Annotated in this window: 20 protein-coding genes; 12 read left to right on the top strand and 8 right to left on the bottom strand. The window is 72.0% G+C overall.

Going from position 1 to position 22,808, the window contains the following annotated elements; translation table 11 throughout:
* Positions 1-38: 38 nt before the first annotated feature.
* The 3 genes from IC605_RS06530 to IC605_RS06520 all read right to left on the bottom strand — a co-directional run bounded on the left by IC605_RS06530 (position 39) and on the right by IC605_RS06520 (position 3,122).
* A complete protein-coding gene (locus tag IC605_RS06530) occupies positions 39-863 on the bottom strand; it encodes a carbohydrate ABC transporter permease (protein WP_216320644.1) in 825 nt (274 codons plus the stop codon).
* Positions 860-1,801 (bottom strand): carbohydrate ABC transporter permease, encoded by a 942-nt coding sequence (locus IC605_RS24475; protein ID WP_216320641.1) that lies wholly within the window; start codon positions 1,799-1,801, stop codon positions 860-862. Before IC605_RS24475 ends, IC605_RS06530 begins: the two co-directional genes overlap by 4 nt.
* Positions 1,802-1,874: 73 nt before the next feature.
* Entirely contained in the window at positions 1,875-3,122 is a 1,248-nt protein-coding gene (locus IC605_RS06520) for an ABC transporter substrate-binding protein (RefSeq protein ID WP_216320639.1), read from the bottom strand.
* 210 nt (positions 3,123-3,332) lie between these two features.
* Between IC605_RS06520 and IC605_RS06515 the strand changes: the two genes are divergently transcribed.
* Positions 3,333-4,019, top strand: coding sequence for a GntR family transcriptional regulator (locus IC605_RS06515; protein ID WP_216320635.1), 687 nt, complete (start codon positions 3,333-3,335; stop codon positions 4,017-4,019).
* A 17-nt stretch (positions 4,020-4,036) separates the two neighbouring features.
* On the opposite strand, the gene IC605_RS06510 is transcribed toward IC605_RS06515, so the two are convergent.
* From IC605_RS06510 to IC605_RS06495, 4 genes are all read right to left on the bottom strand, one after another.
* The gene (locus IC605_RS06510) at positions 4,037-6,433 is read right to left on the bottom strand and encodes a beta-glucosidase (protein WP_216320633.1); all 2,397 of its coding nucleotides are present in this window, start codon (positions 6,431-6,433) and stop codon (positions 4,037-4,039) included.
* On the bottom strand, positions 6,430-7,029 hold the full coding sequence (locus IC605_RS06505) for an NADPH-dependent FMN reductase (protein ID WP_216320630.1): 600 nt from the start codon (positions 7,027-7,029) through the stop codon (positions 6,430-6,432). The genes IC605_RS06510 and IC605_RS06505 overlap by 4 nt, the downstream gene beginning before the upstream one ends.
* Positions 7,026-8,147, bottom strand: coding sequence for an LLM class flavin-dependent oxidoreductase (locus IC605_RS06500; RefSeq protein ID WP_216320629.1), 1,122 nt, complete (start codon positions 8,145-8,147; stop codon positions 7,026-7,028). The genes IC605_RS06505 and IC605_RS06500 overlap by 4 nt, the downstream gene beginning before the upstream one ends.
* Positions 8,148-8,413: 266 nt before the next feature.
* Positions 8,414-9,058, bottom strand: coding sequence for a TetR/AcrR family transcriptional regulator (locus IC605_RS06495; RefSeq protein ID WP_216320627.1), 645 nt, complete (start codon positions 9,056-9,058; stop codon positions 8,414-8,416).
* Between the two features lie 106 nt (positions 9,059-9,164).
* Here IC605_RS06495 and IC605_RS06490 point away from each other — a divergent pair, with 106 nt between their 5' ends.
* A complete protein-coding gene (locus tag IC605_RS06490; RefSeq protein ID WP_216320626.1) occupies positions 9,165-11,006 on the top strand; it encodes an ABC transporter ATP-binding protein in 1,842 nt (613 codons plus the stop codon).
* 491 nt (positions 11,007-11,497) lie between these two features.
* On the opposite strand, the gene IC605_RS06485 is transcribed toward IC605_RS06490, so the two are convergent.
* Positions 11,498-14,503: an ATP-binding protein gene (locus IC605_RS06485; RefSeq protein ID WP_216320624.1), complete on the bottom strand. Its 3,006-nt coding sequence runs from the start codon at positions 14,501-14,503 to the stop codon at positions 11,498-11,500.
* 356 nt (positions 14,504-14,859) lie between these two features.
* Here IC605_RS06485 and IC605_RS06480 point away from each other — a divergent pair, with 356 nt between their 5' ends.
* The 10 genes from IC605_RS06480 (at position 14,860) to IC605_RS06435 (ending at position 22,801) form a co-directional block, all read left to right on the top strand.
* On the top strand, positions 14,860-15,153 hold the full coding sequence (locus tag IC605_RS06480; protein WP_216320623.1) for an antibiotic biosynthesis monooxygenase family protein: 294 nt from the start codon (positions 14,860-14,862) through the stop codon (positions 15,151-15,153).
* 106 nt (positions 15,154-15,259) lie between these two features.
* Positions 15,260-16,540 (top strand): M23 family metallopeptidase, encoded by a 1,281-nt coding sequence (locus tag IC605_RS25015; protein WP_216320620.1) that lies wholly within the window; start codon positions 15,260-15,262, stop codon positions 16,538-16,540.
* A 181-nt stretch (positions 16,541-16,721) separates the two neighbouring features.
* Positions 16,722-18,293: an alpha/beta hydrolase gene (locus IC605_RS06470; RefSeq protein WP_216320618.1), complete on the top strand. Its 1,572-nt coding sequence runs from the start codon at positions 16,722-16,724 to the stop codon at positions 18,291-18,293.
* A complete protein-coding gene (locus IC605_RS06465) occupies positions 18,268-18,900 on the top strand; it encodes a hypothetical protein (RefSeq protein WP_246580500.1) in 633 nt (210 codons plus the stop codon). Before IC605_RS06470 ends, IC605_RS06465 begins: the two co-directional genes overlap by 26 nt.
* A 53-nt stretch (positions 18,901-18,953) precedes the next feature.
* A complete protein-coding gene (locus tag IC605_RS06460) occupies positions 18,954-19,400 on the top strand; it encodes a protease inhibitor I42 family protein (RefSeq protein ID WP_216320616.1) in 447 nt (148 codons plus the stop codon).
* A 28-nt stretch (positions 19,401-19,428) separates the two neighbouring features.
* Positions 19,429-19,947: a hypothetical protein gene (locus tag IC605_RS06455; RefSeq protein ID WP_216320614.1), complete on the top strand. Its 519-nt coding sequence runs from the start codon at positions 19,429-19,431 to the stop codon at positions 19,945-19,947.
* A 178-nt stretch (positions 19,948-20,125) separates the two neighbouring features.
* Positions 20,126-20,572, top strand: coding sequence for a CHRD domain-containing protein (locus IC605_RS06450; protein WP_216320612.1), 447 nt, complete (start codon positions 20,126-20,128; stop codon positions 20,570-20,572).
* Positions 20,573-20,629: 57 nt separating this feature from the next.
* Positions 20,630-21,361: an MliC family protein gene (locus tag IC605_RS06445; RefSeq protein ID WP_216320611.1), complete on the top strand. Its 732-nt coding sequence runs from the start codon at positions 20,630-20,632 to the stop codon at positions 21,359-21,361.
* A gap of 12 nt (positions 21,362-21,373) precedes the next feature.
* Positions 21,374-21,865, top strand: a complete 492-nt coding sequence (locus tag IC605_RS06440; protein WP_216320610.1) for a hypothetical protein — start codon at positions 21,374-21,376, stop codon at positions 21,863-21,865.
* A 156-nt stretch (positions 21,866-22,021) separates the two neighbouring features.
* Positions 22,022-22,801 (top strand): bestrophin-like domain, encoded by a 780-nt coding sequence (locus IC605_RS06435; RefSeq protein WP_216320609.1) that lies wholly within the window; start codon positions 22,022-22,024, stop codon positions 22,799-22,801.
* The last annotated feature ends 7 nt before the right edge of the window (positions 22,802-22,808 follow it).

Here is a 22,808-nt window from a genome sequence, read left to right as displayed (position 1 = left end):
GTGAGGTGTCGAGATCGGCTCAGGGACCGGGAACGTCCCTACCCCTTCACGCCGCCCGAGAAGCCCTGAATCAGTTGCCGCTGCGCGAAGATGAAAAACAGCAGCGCGGGCACGAGGGCAATCGCCACCGCCGCGAAGACGTAGTTCCACTGGGTCGCGTAGTTGCCGACGAACGAGTACACCGCCACCGGCAGGGGCGACTTCCCGGTGCCGCTCAGGAAGATCAGCGGGTTGAAGAAGTCGTTCCAGATCAGGATGCCCGAGAGGATCACCACCGTGCCCGTCACCGGGCGCAGCAGCGGAAAGACCACCCGCCGGAAGGTGTACCAGACGCTCGCGCCGTCGATCTGCGCGGCCTCCTCGTACTCGTGCGAGAGCTGGCGCAGGAAGCCGGTGTACAGGAAGATCGCCAGCGGCAGCCAGGTGGAGACGTTGAGCAAGATCAGCCCGGTGTAGGTGCCCAGCAGGCCCAGCCGCTTGAACAGCGAGTAGATCGGGATCAGGCCCAGTTGCGAGGGCAGCACGATCCCGATCAGGAAGAGCAGGCCCATGACGACGGCGAGGCTGCCCTGCCGCCGCGCGAGCGTGTAGGCCGCGACCGAGCTCAGCGCCACGATCCCGAACACGCTGCCGCCCGTGATGACGACGCTGCTCAGGAGGGCCTGCCCCAGGTTGCCGCGCTGCCACGCCCCGGTGTAGCTGCTCAGGTCGATGCGGCTGGGCAGCGTGAGGGCCGAGGTGAACAGTTCGGCGGTGGGCTTGACCGACACCACGACCAGGAAGAAGAAGGGGATGCTCCAGACCAGGGCGAGGACCCACAGCCCGAGTTCGCGGGCCAGCAGGCCACGTTGGCGGCTCCTCATGCGTTCCTCCGCTCGACGGCGCGGGTGGTGAGCTGCTGGATGATGGCCGCCGTGGCGATCAGGACCGTGAGCAGCAGGGCGAGCGCCGTGCCGTAGCCGTAGCGCCCGAACACGAAGGTCTGCTTGTACACCTGGGTCGCCAGCGTCTCGGTCGCGCCCAGCGGCCCGCCGCCCGTCAGCGCCATGACCTGATCGAAGATCGCCAGCCCCGAGATCACCGAGAGCTGGACGCTGATGGCGAGGGCGGGCGCCAGCAGCGGCAGGGTGACGCGCGTGAGGCGCTGCCAGGAGGACGCCCCGTCGATCTCGGCAGCCTCCTCGACCTCCTGCGGGATGCCCTGGAGGCCCGCGAGCAGGATCACCATCGCCAACCCGGAGAACTGCCACACGAGCACGACGACCACCGCCCAGAACGACCACGTGGGGTTGGCGAGCCAGGTCTTCTTGAGGGACTCCAGCCCCAGCGCCCCGAGCACCCCGTTGACCGGCCCCGAGTAGTCGAACAGGAAGCGCCAGATAAAGGCCGTGGCGAGCTGGCTCATCACCACCGGGGCGAAGAAGGCGGTGCGCAGCAGGTAGCGCGTCCGCAGGTGCTGATTGAGCGCGACCGCCAGGAACAGCCCGACCAGGTTGGTGAGGACGACGAAGCAGGCGGCGAACTTGACGGTGTTCAGCAGGGCGCCGCGGGCCCCCTCGTCGGCGAATACCTGCCGGAAGTTCGCCAGCCCGGTGAAGGTGGCGCTCGGCGTCAGCCCGTTCCAGTCGGTGAAGGCGTACCAGCCGCCCGCCACCGCCGCGACGTAGCGGGCCAGGAACACCAGGATGACGGCCGGGACGGCCCAGGCCCAGGGGGGCACGTGGCGGGGTGGGGTGGGCCGCTGGCGCTCGCTGGCCGAGCGGGCCACCCTCTGAACGTCGCGGGAATGCTGACTGGTCACGGGAAGTCCTCCGGTGGGCTGAACCTCGTCCTGGGAGAAAGCGGGGCCAGGCACCGCACTCCGCCCCCTCGGTCTACTTCCGGTTCCAGGCCGCGTCCATGCGGGCGAGCAGCGCGTCCACCGTGAGCTGCCCGGTCAGCAGGCCCTGCACGCCCTCACCCAGGGTGGTGTAGACCTGCGGGTTGTTCCACTCGATCTGGATAAGCGAGAAGACGCGGTTCTTGCGCGCCAGGGCCGGGGCAAGGCCCGCCAGCTCGGGGGGCAGGTTCCGGCCCGTCGCGGCCTGCTGGGTGGAAATGTCCCCGGTCGCCTTGGTGTAGAGCTCCGAGCCCCCGCCCGTGGCGATAAAGTCGGCAAACGCCAGCGCCGCCGGGAGGTTTTTCGAGTTCTTGGACACCGCGATGGCGTCCGTCGGCGACACGGCGATGACGGTGCTCGCGGCGGTCGGCCCGGGGAGCACGAACGCACCCAGGTTGAGCTTCGGGTTGATGCCCCTCAGCGCCGAGATCGCGCCGGTGGGAATCACGAAGGCAAGGGCCTGCCCGTTCGCCAGCGCCGGGGCGGCCTGGGGCAGGTCGGCCCCCTCGACGCCGGGGATGAAGCAGCCCGCCTTCTGCATGTCGAGCAGGGCTTGCAGAGCGCGTTTCCAGCTCGGCGTTCCGGCAAACGTCACCTTGCCCGCCGCGCGCTTGGCGTTCCACTGGGGATCGCTGCCCAGCACGTAGTTCTCGGCCAGCGTGGCGGCCAGCAGACCCGCGTTCTGCGGGTTGGCGCCCGCCAGCGCGAACATGCTCTTGCCCTTGGCCCGGATGGCCGCGCAGGTCTTGAGCAGTTCGGGCATCGTCTTCGGGGCGCTCACGCCCAACTGCCCCAGCAGGTCGGCGTTGTACACGGCGGCGATGGGCGTCATCCCCAGGGGCACGGCGGCGAGCTGGTTGCCCTTCCAGTACAGGCCCCGCGAGGCGGTGGGAATGACCGTCCGCGCCCAGGGGCGTTTGCTCAGGTCGGCCACGTAGCCCGCCTCCAGAAAGGGCAGCACGGAGACCTGCCCGCCCGACCCGGCCGTGACATAGAAGAGGTCCGGCGCGTTCCCACCCTGAAGCTGGGTGCGCAGCACCTGCGGGTACCCGGTGCCGATGGGGAAGAACTCGGTCCGCACCTTGACGTTCGGGTACTTCTTCATAAAGGCGTCCACCAGGGCCTGCATGGTGGGGTTGCCCTGCTCGCTCGCCTGGGCGATGAGGCGCAGTTCGCCGCTCTGGGCGAGGGCGGGTGAGGAGAGCAGCGCGGTCAGGGAGAGCAGGGCGAGGGTGCGTTTCATGGCTGAACCTCCGGCGCGGGAGAACGGGGGGCGTGGGAGACACCGGGCCGACGTGGGCCGAAGGTCACCCCGGGGCGGGCCTTGAGCCCGCTCCGACTGCTCGTCTTTGATGTTTGATCAAACATAATCCACGTTCTGATTTTTTGCAAGTCGTGACCCGGGTCCACCCACCTAGAGATATATGATCAAATCTGGTGGTAGATTGGCCCCATGTTTCCCAGGACGGTCAAGACCTCGCTCGTGAACGTGCTGCGCGACGAGATCGTGCGCGGCACCTTCGGGCCGGGCGAGCGCCTAAGGCTGGAAGAACTCGCCGCGCGCTTCGAGGTCAGCACCATGCCCATCCGGGAGGCGCTGAGCACCCTGGAATCCGAGGGGCTCGTGACCATCCAGCCGCACCGGGGGGCCCAGGTCACCCGCTTTTCCGCCGATGAAATCCGCGAGATCTACGAGATGCGGGCCGTGCTGGAGGAGCTCGCGACGGTCAAGGCGGTGCCGCACCTCACCGCCGGGGACTTCGCCCGCCTGGAGGCCCTCGTCGCGGAGATGGAGCACCCGGAGGGGCAGTTTGACATGGCGCGCTTCTCGCAGAACAACATGGAGTTTCACCGGATCATCTACGACCGGGCCGGGCGCCCGCACCTCGCGGCGCAAATCCGCGACCTGCGCTACCGGGTGCAGCACTACCTCCACAAGCACCTGGAGAGCACCAACTACAGCCTCTCGGGCAACGTGGAACACGGGCGCCTCGTGGGGCTGATGCGCGCCGGGAAGGCCGGGGACGCCGGGCGGGAGATGCACCATCACATCCTGAGCACCGGCCTCAAGATCGCCGACCTGATGGACACCGAAGAGGCGGCGCACCCGGCTACAAAGGCACAGGCACGCCGGGGCTGAGGAAGCGGGGCGAGCCCTCAGGGGGAGAGGTGCCCCGTCCAGCGGATGTCCTGAATTGAGCGCCCCACCTTCACTGTCCGCGGCCCTGGCGGCGTGACCCACCGCCCCTCCGCCTCCGACCAGCGGCGCAGGGCGTGGGCGGGGATGGTCAGGGTCACGGTCCGCGTCTCCCCGGCGGGCACGACGGTCGCCGCGAAGGCCGCGAGTTCGGGATGCGCGGGAACGCCCTCGAACTCCGGCTGTTCGAGGTACGCCTGCACCACCTCTTTCCCTTCACGGCCCGAGGTGTTGGTGACGGGCACGGCCACCTGAAGAGCTCCGTCGGCTTGCGGCCGCACGTTCACCTCGCCGTACTCGAACTCCGCGTAACCCAGCCCGTGCCCGAGCGGGAAGGCGGGCGCGGTCCCATGAGCGGCGAAGGAGCGGTAGCCGATCAGCACGCCCTCCTCGTACCGGAGGTCCCCCTGGGCGTCCGGGGTGAGGTCGAAGGCGGGGTAGTCGGCCTCCCGCCGCGCGAAGGTGACGGGCAGGCGTCCCCCCGGCTCCCGCAGGCCCGCGAGGACCTCGGCCAGCGCCACCCCGAAGCCCTGCCCCGGAAACCAGACGTGCAGCACGGCGGCGGCCTGGGCCGCCCAGCTCGTGTCCACGGCGTGGGCCGCGTTCACCACCACGACCGTGCCCGGGTGGGCAGCGCAGACGCGGCGGATCAGGTCCACCTGGGCCTCCGGCAGCCGCGTCGTCGTGCGGTCGCGGCTCTCCACGCCGGAGTCGGCGGTCTCTCCCACCACCAGCACCACCTGTTCCGAGCGGGCCGCCAGCCTCTCGGCGCGGGCGAGCAGGTCCGGCACCCCGGGCGGCCGGGCCCCGTACCACAGCCCCTGGGCGCGGGCGGGCCCGAAGGTCATCACGTACTCCAGCCTGACCTCCTCCCCGGCCGTGAGGTCCAGATCGAGGTGATCCGCCTCGCCGCGCAGGAGGTGACCCATCACGTCCCCCGACACGACCGGGGAGGGACGGCGGCCACGCTCGACCCCGTTCACGAGGAACGTCACGTCCCCCGTCCCGCCGTAGAAGAGGCGGTAAGTGCCGCTGAGGACGGGCCTCAGCCGGGTTCGCGCCCGCACGGTGCCGGGCTGCCCGGTCGCCAGCCCCCCCGGCATCCCGGCGAACCAGACCAGGGTGGAGGTCCGCCGCACCTCGCGGAAGGTGGGCTCCGCGCCCGCGTCCGTGCCGGGGACGTACTCCACCGTCAGGCCCCGTTCCCCGCCGTCCGCCGTGATCGGCAGGGCCCAGAGCGGCGGCAGGCGGTATTCCGGGGCGACCCCATCCTCGTAGGTCACCTCGCCGAAGCCCTGCCGCAGCGCCTCCAGGGGGGTGGGCACGTCCTCGGCGAGGGCGATCCGGGCGAAGGTCGCGCCCTGGTAGCAGGGGACCGCCGCGTTCGGGCCGATGACCGCGAGGGGCCGGTCCGCCCGCAGGGGCAGGGCCGCGCCCTCGTTCTTCAGGAGGACGAACCCGGCGGCGGCGGCCTCGGTCAGCACCGCCTGGGGGTCCAGTTCGCTCGGCCGGGGCGAGCGGTCCACCTGCCCCGCCCAGGTCGCCACGCGCCGCGCCGCCTCCACGACCCGTTCCCCGGACACCCGGCCCTGCCCGACGAGTTCCGCGACTTGAGGCCCCATCTGACGCGGCGGGCCGGGCATCTCCAGGTCCAGACCCGCGTTCAGGCTGCGCGCGCCGCCTTGCACACCGAACCAGTCGGACATCAGCACGCCGTTCCACCCGAGGTCCTTGCGGAGGATGCCCATGACGTGCCCCTGCTCGGCACAGGGCACCCCGTTCACCCGGTTGTAGGCCATCATCATCGCCCGGACGCCCGCCTGGGCCGCCAGCTCGAAGGGCTTCAGGTACACCTCGCGCAGGGTCCGCTCGTCCATCACCGAGTTCATGGAGTGCCGCTGCGTCTCGGAGTCGTTGCCGACGACATGTTTGGCGACGGCGGAGACCCCGCGCGACTGCACCCCGGAAATCCAGGCGGCGCCGACGGCCCCCGTCAGGAAGGGGTCTTCCGAGTACGTCTCGAAGGCCCGGCCCGCCAGCGGACTGCGGGGCAGGTTCAGGTTCGGGCCGAGGATCGCCTGCACCCCCCGGCGATGACACTCGGCGGCCACCACCTCGCCGACGCGGTGGGCCAGGCCGACATCCCAGGACGCCGCCAGGGCCGTGCCGCAGGGCATCAGCAGCGACACGTCCCGCTCGTCGATGTGGGGGCTGGCGACCCCCATCGGGCCGTCCACCATCCGCACGGGCAGGACGCCGCGGTCGGGCAGGGCAGGCGTCGACCACAGGTCCGCCCCGGCGGTGAGGGTGGCCGCCTCGTCCAGCGTCCACGGCACGGGCGGCGGCCCGGCGGTCACGCGGGCACCCCCGCCGTCGGCCCACGCAGGGAAACGGTCGCCCGCGCGAAGTGCAGGACCTGACCCGCGAGCGTGGCGAGCCCGGCGTCGGTGGCCGGATCGGTGCACTCCCCGCCGGGGGCGAAGGCCTGCACGGCGACCGTGTTGATCGTCACGCCCAGCGGCGTCGGCCAGCCGCGCAGGGCGTGCACGATGTCGCGCAGGGCGCTCAGCGTCACCCCGCACCCCTGCCAGCCCGCCGCCACCACGACACACCCCACCGCCCGCCCGTCGAGGTAGGGCCGCTCGTCCCCCCGCAGGTCTTCGAGCAGGTCGAGCGCGTTTTTCACCAGCCCCGAGACGCCCCCGTGATACCCGGGGGTGGCGATGAGAAGGCCGTCCGCCTGCCGCACGGCCTCGACGAGCGCGACCTCGGCGGCGTTGCGCTCCGGCTTCTCGGGGGCGTAGAGGGGCAGCCCGGCGAGTTCGGCCCCGCCGAAGAGCTGCGTGCGCGCTCCCGCCCGCTCGGCGTGTCCCAACGTCACCCTGAGCGCCTTCTCGCCGCTGGAGCCGGGCCGGGTGGTGCCGCCGATCCCCACGATGAACGGGGCGGTCACGCGCCGACTCCGACCCGCTCCTGCGCCTTGAAGTGCGGCATGACCCGCTCGGCGAACAGCCGCATGGACTGCCGCCCCAGCCGCAAACGCTCGTCGGTCAGCGGCCCGTTGGTAAAGCCCATCAACACGTTGCCGATCCCGAGGTCCCGGTACTCCTGAAGGTGCGCCCGCACCGTCTCCGGGCTGCCGTACAGGCACCACGTCCCGATCCAGTCCTCGCTCAGGGCGTCCGGCGTTCCGTGGATTTTCACGTCGCTGATCTCCTCGGCGCGCTTGTTGTAGACCATCTCGCGGTCGATGGCCGCCTGGTAGCCCCTCAGAATCACCTCCAGTTCCTCACGCGCCTGCTCGTCCGTCTCGGCGACATGCACGCACTGGTAGGTGTGGGTGGTCCACGAGAGCGCGGAGCGCACCACCTCTTCAGGATGACCGGCGGCCAGCAGAGCGTCTCGGTACACCTTGAAGTATTTCTGCACGTGGGTGAAGGGCTCGGTGCCCCCGATCTTGGGCGGCGTGAAGGCGGGGATGAAGGCCGGGTAGCCGCTCTGGGCCGCGCGCAGGGCGCTCGACTCGCGCAGGGCCACGCTCATCAGGGGCGCGTGCCGCTCGCCGTAGGGCGCGGGAACGATGCGCTGGATGACCGCCCCCTTGTAGTGCCCGGTGTCGAACTGCACGGGGTCGTCGTCCACCGCCTTCTGCCACAGCCGCTCGGCGATGTCGAGGTTCTCCTGGGCGATGCGGGACGTTTCCTTGTAATTCACCCCGAAGCCGATCATCTCCTCGGGTGTGGTGCCGCTGCCGATGCCGACCAGCAGTCTCCCCCCGGTGAGCTGGTCGAGCAGGTTGACCCGTTCGGCGAAGCGCACCGGGTGGTGCAGGGGCACCGTGGTGACCGACATGCCGAAGTGCATCCTCTTGAGCTGGCCCGCCAGGTACGCCGCGAACACGAAGGGATCGCTCGACATCGGGGCGTACCCGGTGAAGTGGTGGTCGGGCATGAACACGGCGTCGTAGCCCAGCGCCTCGGCCTCCCGGGCGTGCTCGGTCAGCGCCCCGATGATGGCGCGGTCCTGTTCGGGTGCGGTGGAACGGCCGACGAGAAAGACGGAAAAGCGCATGGAGTCCTCCGGGACAGGTAGGAGATGGGCGGCGAGGCGGCCACGAGCAAAACTAAAATTATGATTCTGATTTAGAGTGCGACAGATTTGATCAAAAGTCAAGGTTCGGCGCTGGAGGGCTGGCCCCGGTCAACCCCTCGGTCGGCTTCGCTGAGACTGGACCAGCCCAGAAGGAGAGGGGAGCCGGGGACGGACGCCGGAGAATCCCTTCTGCCGCCTCCTTTGAGGGGACCTGCGAAGCGGAGGTGGCCCGGAGGGGTGACGGGTCAGGGCGTCATCCGGTAGCGCAAGAACAGCACGCTCATCTCGCCGAGGTCGCGCCCCAGTTCGTCCCAGTCGCCCTCGCCCGCCACGTCGGCCGCCGAGCCCAGGCCCAGGTAGCGGGCGAAGGCGGCGTAGGCGAGCGAGAAGCAGGCGTCCACCGCGTGCTCGGGCCGGGGATGACCGATCTCGGCGCGGTGGTCGAGCAGGGTGTCGGCCCAGCCCCGTTTCAGCTTGTGGAAGGAGCGCTTGCCCAGGGTGGCGACGGTGGGGTTGGAGGGGGCCCGCGCCATCAGGGGACGCAGGAGGTTGGCCTGGGCCCTCAGGAACTCGCCCAGCGCCGTCACCATCTGGACGACCAGGGCGTCGAAGGGCAGGCGCTCGGCGCGAATCGCGTCCAGCAGCTCGGTCTGCTGCCGCTCGACCCGTTCCAGAATGTGCACCTGCACCGCGTCGAGCAGGTCCTCCTTGCCGCGCACCCGCCCGTAGATCGAGCCGGTGGACACCCCCGCGCGCTGGCTGACCTCCGCCAGCGTGAGCTGCTCGTAGCCCTTCTCCCCGAGCAGCTCGGTCGCGGCCTCCAGCACCCGCTCGAACGACTGGCGGCTGCGGTCTTGCTGTGGTGTGCGAAAGCCCTTCAACTCCGTCATGCGATGTCCGCCGCACAGCTTAACGCGCCTCGCCTGTTCCCGTGCCCGGGCTCAAGCGGGACCGGAGCACCATCGCCTTCGGCTCCGCGCGCCACACTCCTCGCAGATGACCCGTCCCCGCCCCGCCCCGCCCGCGCCCCCCGACGCCCTGACCCCCCGGCAGCGGGCCGCCGACCTGCTCCAGACGCTGCGGTTGGTGTGGCTCGCCAGCCCCCGGCACAGCCTGACCTACGCGGCCACCAGCCTCGCCGCGAGCGCCCTGCCCGCCGCGAACCTGTACGTGGGCAAGCTGCTGCTCGACGAGGTGGCCCGCGCGGCGCAGGGGGGCGTGACGTACCGGGCGCTCCTCGCCTTGCTGGGGGTGCAGGTCGCGCTGGGGGTGTTCGGCAGCCTGCTCTCCACCGTGCAGGGGGCGGCCCAGCAGCTCCTCGGCGACAGCCTCCAGCACGGGGTCAGCCGCCGCATCCTCGACAAGGCGTCGGGCATGAGCGTGGAGGCCTTCGAGCACGCCGAGACCTACGACCAGTTGCAGCAGGCCTACCGCGAGGTGGGCTCCCGGCCCCTGGGGGTGGCGACCCAGCTCGTCGGGCTGGCGGGCGCCGTCGTCACGCTGGTGTCGGTCGGCGCCCTGATGGCGCGGCTGGGCGTGTGGGTGCTGCCCCTCGTGCTGCTGGCGAGCCTGCCGGGCGTGTGGGTGAGCAACAAGTTCGGCGTGGAGAACTACCGGATGCTGCGCTGGCAGACCCACGACGCGCGGGTACAGAACTACCTCGGCGGGCTGCTGACCTCGGACGGGCTCGTGAAGGAGGTGCGGCTCTTCGGCTTCGAGCCCTACCTGCTGCGGCGCTGGCGCGACTACTACCTGGGCTTCCGGCGGCAACTGGAGGACATCATTCGCCGCCGCTCGCGCTGGGGCTTCGGGGCGGCCCTGGCCTCGGCGCTGCTGACCGGGCTGGCGAGCGCCCTGATCCTGCGCCGCGCCGCCGCCGGGGAGATCACGGTGGGCGATTTCAGCATCTTCGTCCTGGGAATCGCGCAGGTGCAGGGGACGGTCGCGGGGCTGCTGAACGGGGTCAGCGGCATCTACCAGAACCTGCTGTACATGCGCAACCTCTTCGACTTTCTGGAGAAACCCGGGCGTGACCTCGACGCGGGGGAGGAGTGGCAGGGAAACATCGAGACGGTCGAGTTTCAGGACGTGGGCTTCCGCTATCCCCTCACCGACCGCGACGTGCTGCGCGGGGTGAGCTTCACCGTCCGCCGGGGCGAGGCGCTGGCCCTCGTGGGCGAGAACGGGGCGGGGAAGACCACCCTGGTCAAGCTGCTGACCCGGCTCTTCGAGCCGACCGGCGGGCGCATCCTGCTCAATGGCCTGGACGCCTCGCGCTTCTCGCCCCGCAGCGTGCAGCGGCAGATGAGCATCATCTTTCAGGACTACGGCCAGTACCAGATGAGCGCCCGCGAGAACGTGGCGATTGCCGAGGTGGGCCGCCTGGAGGACGGGCCGCGCGTCGAGGGCGCCGTGCGGCAGGCCGGGGCCGCCTTCGTGGACACGCTGCCGCAGGGGATCGACACGCCGCTGGGGCGGCTCTTCCAGGGCGGGCGGCAGCTCTCGGGGGGGCAGTGGCAGCGCCTCGCCCTGGCGCGGCTGTATTTCCGGGACGCTTCCGTCCTGGTGTTCGACGAGCCCACCGCCGCCCTCGACGCGCGGGCCGAGTTCGAGACCATCGAGGCGTTGCGGGCGCAGGCCGGGGAGCGCATCACCGTCCTGATCTCGCACCGCTTCTCCACCGTCCGGCTCGCCGACCGGATCGTCCTGCTGGAGGGCGGCGTGGTGACGGAAGCGGGCAGCCACGCCGAGCTGATCGCCCGGGGCGGTCAGTACGCGGCCCTCTACGCCCTCCAGGCGCGCGGCTACGCGGCGGGGGCTGGGGAGGCGGCGCGCTGACGGTGGCCGGACCCGCCGCCCGGCAGCGGCGGGATGTCCGGCCGAACATCGGTGCGTTGGGCTCGTTCACTGCGGCCAGCGGGCGGGTCTGGGCTCACTCGGGAGGGTGCGCCCCCTTTCGCTTGAAGGGGTCTTCCGGTCAGGTCCACGGTCACCCCACAGGTCTTGAAGCCCGGGGAGACGGCTCCAGTCAGGCAATGCTGAAGGGGCGGGGAACGGGCGTCCCCGAGCCTCGCGGGCAAGAATGTCGAGCGGCGTCCGGACGATGCGGGGCAAGGAGCCTGGGGGGTGGGCCGGTCGTGCGTCAGGGCCCGCGTCGTCTTCTGTGGGGCGGCCAGGGCCCGCGCGTGCCTGTCCGGTGCCTGGTCTGTCGGCGGGCGGCGCGTCCAGCAGGACTCCTGCACCGACCTTGTGGCCGATGGAGGTTGCTCGCTCCCCGGGCCTGGGCCGGGAGCCTTGAGAGCGTCGCCGTCCGGCACCCTGCTCCTTGCTCACGGTGGGGGCCCGACGAGTTCCGCGACCGCCGCCGTCAGGTCTGCCTCCGGGTCTTCTGACGCGCTCCTCTCCCCGCCGCCCAGTTCGGCGCGCAACCGCCGGGCGGGGCCCTGGTCCACCCCCTTGGTCTTGGGATGCCGCACGACGAGATCGAGCAGGGCGGCGGCCCGCCCGGGCTGCGCCGCCGCCAGGTACCACTCCGCCCAGCGGGCCAGCGTGCGCAGGACCTGCGGGAGTTCGCCCAGGCTCCACAGCAGCGCCAGAGCCTCCCGGAGCTGCCGCCGTCCCTGCTCCAGCGCCCCGGAGGCGGTGGCCGTGCGCCCCAGGTCCATCAGCAAGATGCCCTCCAGCCGCCGGTCCCCGCTGCGCCGCGCCAGGTCCAGGGCCTCGCGGGCGGTGGCGGCGGCGCAGGCCCATTCCCCCTGCTCGTGCTGGGTCTCCGCGAGGCTCGACAGGAGCTGGGCCACCAGCCGCGGCAGGCCGACGTCGCGGGCGAGCCGCAGGCCCTCTTCCAGCCGGGCCACCGATGCGCCGAGCTGCCCCTGGTAGGCGGCCAGACACCCCAGGTTGTTGAGCAGCCGCACGACCTCGGCCTGGTGCCCGAGCGTGCGGTGCAGGGCGAGGGCCGCCTCGTAGTGCCGCCCGGCCCCGGCGAGGTCCCCGCTGTCGAGCGTGACGTTGCCCAGCAGGTTGAGGCTGTCGGCCAGGTTGAACGGCTCCCCCCGGGTCCGGGCCAGGGCGACGGCCTCCTCCAAAAAGCTCCGGGCCCGGCCGTAGTCGCCCCGCCGCCAGGTCAGGCTGCCCAGCAGCGTGAGGGCCGGGAGCGCCGCCCCCTCCTCCCCCTGCTCCCGGGCCAGGGCGAGGCCGCGCCCCGCCCACCGCTCGGCCTCGGCGTGGCGCCCCAGGCGGTGGAGCAGGGGGGCTCCCGCGACCCAGAGCTGACCCAGGGCTGTCCGGTGGGCGGGCTCGGCGTCACTCAGGGCGGCCTCGGCCCCCGCCAGCCACTCCACGCCCTCCCGGGAGCGGGCGCGCGAGGTGCAGTAGTGCGCAAGGGGAGCGGCCGCTCTCCCCAGGTCACCCGCCCGGCGGTGCTCCACGGCCCAGCCCCACGCGAGCCGGACATTTTCCAGGTCGGCGTCCACCGCCGCGAGCGCCGCTTTCTGGTCCGGTCCCCGCAGCGCCCTGCCCAGCCCCTGAAGGAAGCCCAGGAAGTACGCGCCGTGCCGGGCCCGCAGCTCGGCCTCCCGGTCCGGGTGCCCGGCCAGCTTCTCGCGGGTGTAGCCGTAGAGCAGCGCGTGGCGGCCGTACCGTCCCGTGGGGTGCGCCCGCAGCAGGGACTTGTCCACCAGCGAGGCCAGCACGGGCAGCGGCGCCCCCACCACCTGCCGGGCCGCCTCCAGCCGAAAGCCGCCCCGGAAGACGGCGAGCCCCGCCAGGACCTCCTGCTCGGCCGGGCTCAGCAGCCGCCAGGAGTGCTCGAACACCGCCCGCAGGCCGCGGTGCCGCTCGGGCCGGCCGCGCTCCCCCGGCCCCAGGAAGTCCAGGTTCTGTGCGAGTTCCCGGGCGATCTCCTCCAAAGGCAGCGCGCGCACCCAGACCGCGGCGAGTTCGAGCCCCAGCGGCGCCCCCTCGACGAGGCGGCACAGGGCCAGCAGGTGGGGCAGCGTTTCGTCCGTCGGTGCGAAGTCCGGCCGCACCCGGCGGGCCCGCTCGACGAAGAGCCCCACCGCGTCGAACTGCCCGGCGTGGACCGGGCCGAAATCCTGCTCCTCGGGATACGCCAGCCCCTGTACGGGCAGCAGCCACTCGGCCTCCACGCCCAGCCGCTCGCGCGAGGTCACCATCAGGCGCAGGCCCTCGCAGCGTTCCAGCAGGGCCTGCGTGGTGTCTGCGTCCCCCAGCAGATGCTCGAAATTGTCGAGCACGAGGAGCATCCGCTCACGCCCGATCACCCCGACCACCCCGTCCAGCCCGTCGCCCTGGCCCGCGGGCGGGACACCCAGGACCCGGGCGATCTGGGTGGGAATCAGGGCCGCCGAGGTGAGGGCGTCGAGGGGCACGAAGAAGACGCCCGCGGGAAAGTGGGGGCCCAGCGTCCGGGCGGCCTCCAGGGCGAGGCGGGTCTTGCCGATGCCCCCGGGCCCGGTCAGGGTCAGCAGGCGGCAGTCCGGCTCGCTCAGGAGCCGCCCTATCTCGGCGAGTTCGAGGTCACGCCCCACAAAGGAGGTGGGCGAGGTGGGCAACGAAGAGCGGGACGCCGGGGCAGGCGGCGCGGAGGGCGCGGTGGCCGCCGCCTGCGCGGGTTCCCCCAGGCGGCGGCCGAGCCCTTCGAGGGAGGCCGTCGGCTCCAGGCCGAACTCACCGCGCAGCCGCGCCACGAAGGTCTCGTAGGCCCGCCGCGCCCGCCCGTGTCCCCCGGCCCGCAGCAGGGCGCCGACCTGGGCGTGCAAGACCTCCTCGTCGAGGTCTTCCTCCAGCAGGGGGTCGAGCCCCTCGGCGGCCTGGAGGTGGGCCCCCGCCGCGCCGAGTTCCCCCGCGCGGCACAGCAGGGCCCGGCGCCACAGGCCGTGCAGCCGCTCGCGCTCGCGCTCCAGCCAGCCCGCGAACTCTCCCGTTCCCTCCGGGTCGAGTCCCGTCAGGAACGGTCCGCCGTAAAGCTCCAGCGCCCCCTCCCACCGCTCCTCCCCCACGGCGCGGGTGAACTCGGCGAGGTCGGTCGGCACCGCCCAGCGCAGCCGCCCCCGTTCCACCTCCAGCCCGCGGGCCAGCTCCAGGGCCCGCACCCGGCCCAGCAGGTGCCGGAAGTTGCCCCGCGCCGTGTCCGGGGCGCTCTCCGGCCAGAACAGGTGGGCCAGCCCCTCGCGGCCCACCCACTCCCCCCGCCAGGCGAGGTAAGCCAGAAGCTGATACCGCTGGTCCACCCCGAACGGCTGGACACCCGCGCCCAGGGTGACGCGGGCCGGGCCCAGCAGGAAGACGAAGGGGGAAGTCACGTCAGGCACGGGTCGGGGTCCTCCGGCGGCGGTGTGAAGAAACTCACCATGCCACGTCCCGGGCCACCCCGTCCAGGGTTTTCCGAAGGAGCCACCTGGGTGGGGGCGGCCTTGAAAGATCGATTAAGTCTAGACAGGCCCCCGGGGGAGGTGGGCACTCCTCCCGGCGTCCAAGACAGTCTTTTCCAGCCCTTCGTGAAGGACCGTGATGTGGGGGCTCATTCCGGGGCCTGCCGGTACACGGGCATTACACGGTCGCCTTGCCAACCTCTCATTCAAAGCGAGGGGACGGGTTGTCCGGGAGGGGGATCATGCGAGCCCGCAGGGACAGGGCGTCCGGTTGAACTACGCCGTCGGGGGTGGAGATGCACGCAAGGATCGTCACCGTTCAGATTCGCCCCGGCAAGATGAGCGGCGCCGTGTCGATCTACCGCGATCTGGTGCTGCCTTTGCTGCGAGCGCAGCCGGGCTTTTGCGAGGCCCGTCTGCTCACAGATGCCCGCACGGGGCGGGGGCTGCTGCTGACGCTCTGGGCGAGCGAGGCCGAGATGCACGCGGCGGAGGCCCGGGGCGTCTTCCACGAGGAGATCGCGCGCTTTCAACCGGTGCTGGGGGCGCCGCCCAGCCGCGAGGACTACGAAGTGAGCGTGACGGTCTGAGCCCGAAGTCTTCCAGGAGTCAGTCGTTTGGGCCGCTGTCGTGCACCGCACCGTTGACCGATTCCGCGCCGCCGTCCGCTGGCGCCTGCCCCGGGAGGGTCTGACCATGACAAACACCGAGTCCTCGTCCCGACGGCCCCGTTCCCGCGCGCTCCGCACGGCTCTGCCGCTGGCGCTCACGGGGCTCATCTGTCTTACCCTGGCCGCCTGCGCCCCGATGGTGACGGGCCAGGGTTCGCGGGCCGCGTCCGCCTCGCACCCGACCGCGCTCCTCGTGGCCTCGACGAACGACCCGCTGCGGGTGCTCGGCAGCGACGGCCTGGAGCACCTGGAATACGACCTCCTCTTCACCAACGTCTTTACCGCGCCCGTCACCCTCACTTCGGTCGAGGTGCTCGATGCGGGAGGCCGCTCGCTGCTGAAGCTCGAAGGCCCGGCCCTCGGCGCGGTCACCCGGCAGGGTGCCGGCCTGAGCAACGCCCTCCCCGCCGGCCAGATCGCCCCGGGTCAGGCGATGAACCCCATCCCTGAGCGCAGCACCGCCACCGCCATCCTCGACGTCGTGGTGCCCAGGGGTCAGGTGCCCGCCCGGCTGACGCACCGCATTACCTACAGCTTTCCCCCGGACGCGCGCGGCGCCTCCGACATTGGCAGTCTCACGGTGAACGGGCCTGACCTCCCGGTGCAGACCCGGGCGCCGGTCGTGATCGCCCCTCCGCTGCGAGGCGCGGGCTGGTTCAACTTCGTGGGCTGCTGCGCCCCCTCCGCCCTGCACCGCTACCTCCAGGGGGTGGACGACGGGTTGCGCTATGTGAAGCCCGAGACCTTCGCCATCGACTGGGTGCGGCTGCAAGACGGCCAGCTCTTCAGCGGCGACGGCTCGACCAACGCGCAGTGGTACGGCTACGGGGCCGAGGTGGTCGCGGCCGCCGACGGCACGGTCGTGTACGTGCGCAACGACATGCCCGAGACGGGGGTGGGGCAACCGGCCACGACCGTGCAGAAGCCCGCGGACTACATCGGCAACAGCGTGGTGGTGCAGATGCGGCAAGGCGTGTGGGCGACCTACGCGCACCTCCAGACGGGCAGCGTCACGGTGAAGGTGGGCGACCGGGTGAGGACCGGGCAGCCGCTCGGGAAACTGGGCAGCAGCGGGAACTCGACGAGTCCGCACCTGCACTTCCAGCTCGGGGACGGGCCGGACAACACGACGGCCAGCAGCGTGCCCTTCGTGATCGACCGTTACACGTTGGCGGGCACGGTGGACCCGGCGGCGGTGGCGGCGCAGGCGGGAGGCGACAGACCACCCCAGTTCGTGGTGACGGGGCCCGCCCGGGCCGGGGACGGCACGCTCCCGCTCTTCTTCACCGTCGCCGATTTCCGGTGAAGGGGCCCGGCGCAGCCCCTTCACCGCCCAAAGAGCGGGGTGCGCACCCTGACCCGCCTCGTGTCCGCCGCCGGGCTCAGCCTCCTTCAGCCCCGAGGGCCCGGGATGGGCGATGACGAAAGGAAGCGCCCGCCCGTCCCGTCCGCAGGTGCTCCGGGACACCGACACACGGAGGACTTCCATGAAAAGCCCCAGCCTCCCTGCAAGGGTCCTCCTCACCACGGCCCTGGGCGCGGGCGCCCTCGCCGGGCTGAGCGCGGTCTCCCTTCAGGTGCCCACGTCCACCCTGCGCTGGGGCCCCTGCGCCGACCAGAAGTCGTTCCCGGCCCCGCTGGAGTGCGCCACCCTGATGGTGCCCCTGGACTGGGCGCAGCCCGGCGGGGAAAAGATCACCCTGGGCCTGACGCGGCTGCGGGCCACCGATCCGGCGGGGCGCCTGGGCACCCTGATCTTCGAGCCGGGCGGGCCGGGCGGCGCGGGGTCCCAGTACGTGGCCCTCGACGCGCAGGGCAAGGGCCTCTTCACCCGGCGCCTGCGCGCCTCCTACGACATCATCGGCTTCGACCCGCGCGGCGTGGGCACCAGCACGCCCGTGAGGTGTGATCCCAGCGTCTGGAACACCGCCCCCCCGTCCCAGTTCCCGCAGGACGACGCGGCCTTCGCCCGGCTGGTCGCCTACAACAAGGCGGCGGGCGAGAGCTGCCTGCAACGGACCGGGCCACTCCTCGGCCATGTGGACACCGCCAGCGTGGTGCGCGACCTGGAGGCCGTCCGGGTCGCGGTGGGGGAGGGGGGGCTCAACCACCTCGGCCTGTCGTACGGCACCCAGATCGGCGCCGGGTACGCGGCCCGCTACCCGCGCAACATCCGGGTGATGGCGCTCGACGGGGTGCTCGACCACTCGCTGCCCGAGACCTACTTCAACTACACGGCCTCCGTCACCGTCGAGGACAGCTTCGACCGTTTCGCAAGGTGGTGCGGCCAGACGCCGGACTGCGCGCTGCACGGCCAGGAGGTGGGCGCCTTCGTGGACGCGCTGGTGGCGAAGGCCAATCAGGCGCCCCTCCCCGCGCCGCTGTGCGAGAAGACCGGCACGTGCCGCGCGAAAGTCACCGGCGAGCAGGTCTTCCAGAACCTCCAGGGCCAGCTCCTCTTCAAAGACCCGCTGCCCTCGCTGGGCTTTCCAGGCTGGATCGGCCTGGCGAGGGCGCTCGCCGACGCGGGCGCGGGGGACGCGAGCCGCCTGTCGAGTGCGGTCTACAGATCGGAGAGCGACGAGAACTACGCCACGCTCGCCATCACCTGCCTCGACTGGCCCGCCACGGCGCGGAGCTTCCACGCTCTGGTCTACAAGCGGCGACTCTCCGAATCGGTGGCTCCCCACATCCGCAACGACGCGGCGAGCTGGGGGGTCCAGGCGAACTGCCCCGGCTGGCCGGTGCCCATGAACAACCCGCCCCGGCGCCTGACCATCCGGGGCACCCCGCCGGTCCCGCTCGTGAACGCCAGCCACGATCCCTCGACCGCGTACGCCTGGGCGAACGGCGTGCTGGGGCAGTTTGACAACGCCGTGCTGCTCACCCGCGAGGGGGACGGCCACACCTCCTACCTGCTCGGCGGGGTGAGTCAGACCCGCGACGCCCTCGACGAGTACCTCATCACCGGGCGGGTTCCCGCGCCGAACACGGTGCTGCCCGATGAGGTTCAGAACGCGTTCCCCCGGAGGCATGACGGAGATGATCCCAAGCACTGACTTCCCGAAGTGGCACAGGTCCCTCGCCCTGGTCTTTCTGGCGCTGGGCGCCGGAGGCCCGGCCACGGCCCAGACGACGCCGCCCACCCTCACCGGGGTGCAGCTCTACACGCCCTTCAAGCCGGGCGGCGGTCTGCTCATCGGCGTCGCGGTCACCGGGCAGGCGAGCGGCTCGTGCTTCGCCGCCTCGGCCGCCTCGCCCACCCGGCCCGACGCCTACCGTTGCATGAGCGGCAACCGTATCCTCGACCCCTGCTTCACGTCGCTGAATCCCCGCGATCCGATGGCCTGCTCTGCCGATCCCTGGAGCGCCAACGCGGTCTTGCTCACCCGCAGCGGCGCCCTGCCGGGCAGAACGCGGGCGAGTGAGCCGAACTACCCGGCGGGCACCCCCTGGGCGCTGGAACTGGCGAACGGGCAGCGGTGCGTGGCGCTGACCGGGGCGACGGCGCCGGTCGCCGGTCTGCGGATGAACTACGGCTGCCCGGACGGCGGGGTCGTGGCCGGGCCCATCGACCGCACGCTGCCGGTGTGGCGGGTGTTCTACGAGACGGGCAGCCGCAGCCTGTCGCTGTCGCAGGTGGGCGTGCGGGTCGCGTGGTTCTGATGGCCGGCGGGCGGGGCGCGAGCCCACGTCCCCGGAGAGGGAAGGAGGAACAGATGAAGAACTCCCTGCTGCTGGCCCCCGCCGTGGTGCTCGTCCTCGCGGGACTCGCCGGGTGCGCGCCCGCCGCCTCCGGCTCCGTCGCCCCCGGAGGCGCGGTCACGCCCGTTCCGCCCCTGCCCCGGGTCGTCCGGGTGGGTCAGGACGCCGACGGGGGAGAGGTCAGGCTCAACGTGGGCGACACGCTGGAGATCACCCTGCCGGGCAATCCCTCCACGGGCTACGCCTGGCAGCCGCAGACCGACGCCTGGCCGACGCTGCTGCCGCTGGGCCAGCCGAGCTTCCTGGCGCAGGGAACGGGGCTGGGCGCGGGCGGGCTCGTCCTGCTGAGCTATCAGGCCGTCCAGCCGGGCGAGGTGGAGCTCACGCTGCTCTACAGGCGCCCCTCCTCGCCGCCGGGGCCGAACGCGCAGGAGTTCGACCTGACCGTGACCGTCCAGTAGCGCCCCCTTTGCCCCCGGAGGTCTGCCCATGTCCGTCCGCCTCAACGGTGCCGCCCTGTTCCTGCTGGTCACCTCGTCGGGGCTGGCCCTGGCCGGAGGGGGGACCCCCTCGCCCCGAGCCGCCCCCATCCTCGACCGGACCTACGCGGGCGCGGGCTTCACGCTGCGCTACCCGGGGGGCTACACCGTGCGGCCCTTCGTGGGGGGCGTGGCCCTGCGGCGTTCGGGGCAGGAGGACGCCCTCACCGCCACGGTTCTGCCGCGTCCCGTCGGCGCCCGCCGCCTCAGCCCGGACGCCTACGCGCGGCAGTTCGCGCCGCTGGGCATCCAGGGGGCCGGGGCCCTGCTGAGCTTCGCCCGCCTCACGCGCTCCGGGGGAGGACCCGCCTGGGTCGGCACCTGGCGGGGCACGCGCGGTCCGCTGGGCCCCCTCTACCTCGTGCCGCTGGACGGGGGCGCCCGGAACTGGCTCGTGCTGAGTGCCGCCGCCCCGGCGGACCTGCCCCTCCTGGGCGCCGTGGCGCGCAGCGTGCGGGCCGGGCGCTGAAGGGGAGGTGACCGGAATGGTTCCAACCATCGGCGGCCTGGGAGAAGCCCGGCGAAAGCGACCTCTCCCCCCGCGGGCCACGCGGTCTCCTCCGCGCCCGGGGCCAGGAGGTGAACCCTGACCCAACCTCGCCCGACGCCCCGTTCCCCCGCCCCCCGACCCCTTCAGGAGACCGACCATGAACCGACTCCCCCTCAGCGCCCTTGCCGGATTCGCCCTCACCCTCACCGCCTGCGGGCAGTTTGAGACGACCACCCGCTACGGCACCAACCTCTCCGGCGCCAATCAGCGCCCCGTCGTCACCACCACCGCGACCGGGCAGACCAGCCTGACCCTCAAGGGCCGCACCCTGACGGTCGTGGGCACCTTTCAGGACCTGAGCTCGGCGGTGACGGTCGCGCACATCCACGGCCCGGCGGACGAGAACACCAACGCCCCGGTGCTGCTGCCGCTGGTGATCGACCAGGTGACGAACGGGGCGCGCAGCGGGCGGGTCAGCGGGACCTTCACCCTGAGCGAGCAGCAGGTGACGTGGCTGAATAACCGCCAGCTCTACGTCAACGTCCACTCCGAGACCTACCCGAACGGCGAGATTCGCGGCCAGATCGGCAATCTCGTGCAGTAGGCCCGGGTGGGGCCGGGGTGTCTGGCCCCAGCCCCCTCCGCCGGAAGAGAGGTCCGCATGAACGCCCCCCGTCTCCCCGCCGTCCTGACCGTCCTCGCCCTGCTGGGGGTGGGCACCCTCGCCCGCGCGCAGGGCATTCCCGGCGTGCCTGTGCCCGGCACCGACATCTCGTACCTGTGCGGTGGCGGCGTGGCCCTCGATGTGGCGTACCGTAGCCCGTTCGTGGCCCAGCTCAACTTCGGCGGCGTCACCTACACCCTGGTCCGGCGGAACCAGGGCCCGGTGCCGTTCGGGGGGGTCGTGCGTTACTCCGATCCGGTCACGAGCTGGAACATCGGCGGCGGCGGCGCGTTCCTCAACCAGAACGGCTTCACGGTCGCCTCGGGGTGTCAGCCCAACAACGGGGGCTCCTCCACCATCATTCCCGTCGGCCCTGGCGGTGGAGGCTCCACCATCATCCCCGTCGGCCCCGGTGGCGGAGGGTCCACCGTCATCCCCGTGCCGGGCTTCGGCCCGTCCCCCTCGGGGCCTTCCAACGTCAACACCGTGAACTACACCTGCGACGGCGGGCAGCGCATCGCCGTGGCCTACCTCGGCCCGAGTGCGGCCCAGCTCTTCTGGCAGGGCGAGACCGACACCCTCTACCAGACCGAATCGGGCTCGGGGGTGCGGTACACGAACGGCTTTTACACCTGGGTGACCCAGGGCAACCAGGGCTTCCTCGCGCAGCGCGGCCTCAACCAACCCCAGATCACCGTGGCGAACAACTGCGTCGCCCTCTCCCAGTAGGAGGAGACCCCCATGACCCTGACTTCCAGGCTCGCCCGCCCGCTGCTGGCCCTTCCCCTGCTCGGCGCCCTCGCCGCGTGCGGGGGAACGACGCCGGACGACGACCTCTACGTCACCGACCCCGTGCTCACCAGCGGGTACACGGACAACCTGGGCCGCCCGCTGATCTGCGACAACCTGCCCACGCCGATGCAGTTCGACTTCCTGTACGGCGGCGACCTGGAGCGCGTGCAAGTCTCCCTGGTGGGCGTGACGACGGGAGAGCGGCAGGGCATCAATGTGACGGGCACGAGCATCTCGGGCGGCGCGGGCCGGGTGACCTTCGGCCTGCCCGCGGGAACCGCGCCGCTGAGGGTGGGGACGGGCACGCTGGGGCAGCAGAGCATCGTGGTGTCGCCGAACGTGATCGGGTACTCGGAGCTGGAGATGCAGGGCTTCAGCGGCAGCGGCGTGACGCGGGTGCTCACCAGCAACGCCGTGCCCGTGGTCAGCAACTGCGGCTGACCGCCTCGCGGCGGGGGGCGGGGCCGGGCAGCACAGGCCCTCGTCCCCGCCCCGCTCCCCCTCAGCAGGAGGATGTATGGAGAAGAGACCCCGTACCAGCCCATTCCCGGTCGCCTCCGGGGTCCGCCGCGACGGGCCTGACCGGGGGAGGCGCTGATGGGGTGGCTCTCGGCGCTGCTGTTCGTGCTCGCCGCCGTGCTGGTCTCGCTGGGTGGGATGGTGGGGGTGCGCCGCTCGGTGCAGCTCTCCACCCTGGAGGCCCACAAGGAGGTGGCGGGCTTCGTCTACGCGGTGGTCGGGGTGCTGTACGCCGTGCTGCTCGCCTTCGTGGTGATCGTCGCCTGGGAGGCGCAGGGCGAGGCCCGCACGCGGGTGGACCGCGAGGCCAACGCGCTCGCCGACCTCTACCGGGGCGCCCGCGCCTTTCCCGCCGAGACCCGCGCCACGCTGCGGGGGGACCTGCGGGGGTACGCCGAGGCGGTGGTGACGCGGGAGTGGCCCGCACTGGGCCGGGGGCAGGCGAGCCCCGAGACCCAGCGGGCCTACGACCGGCTGTGGGAGGCGTACCTGGGCCTGCAACCCCGCACCGGGTACGAGAACGTCTGGTACACGCAGGCGCTGGAGCGGCTGAACGACCTGGGCGACGAGCGGCGGTTGCGGCTGCTCAGCGGGCGGTCCCACCTGCCGGGGCTGATGTGGGGGGTGCTGTGGGTGGGGGCTGTGGTGACGGTGGCCTTCTCGTACTTTTTCGGGGTGCGCAGCGTGTGGTCGCAGGGGCTGATGGTGCTGGCGCTGTCGGGCACCATCGCGCTGATCCTGTTTCTGGTGCTCGCGCTCGACCGCCCCTTTTCGGGGGTGATCCAGGTGGGGCCGGAGGCCTTCGAGCAGGTCATCACCATCTTCGACCGGGTGGCGAGGGCCGAGGCCGCGCCCTGAGACGCTT

Origin of the sequence: Deinococcus aestuarii (assembly GCF_018863415.1) — a bacterium.
GTDB lineage: Bacteria > Deinococcota > Deinococci > Deinococcales > Deinococcaceae > Deinococcus > Deinococcus aestuarii.
This window is presented reverse-complemented; position numbering and strand designations above follow the sequence as displayed.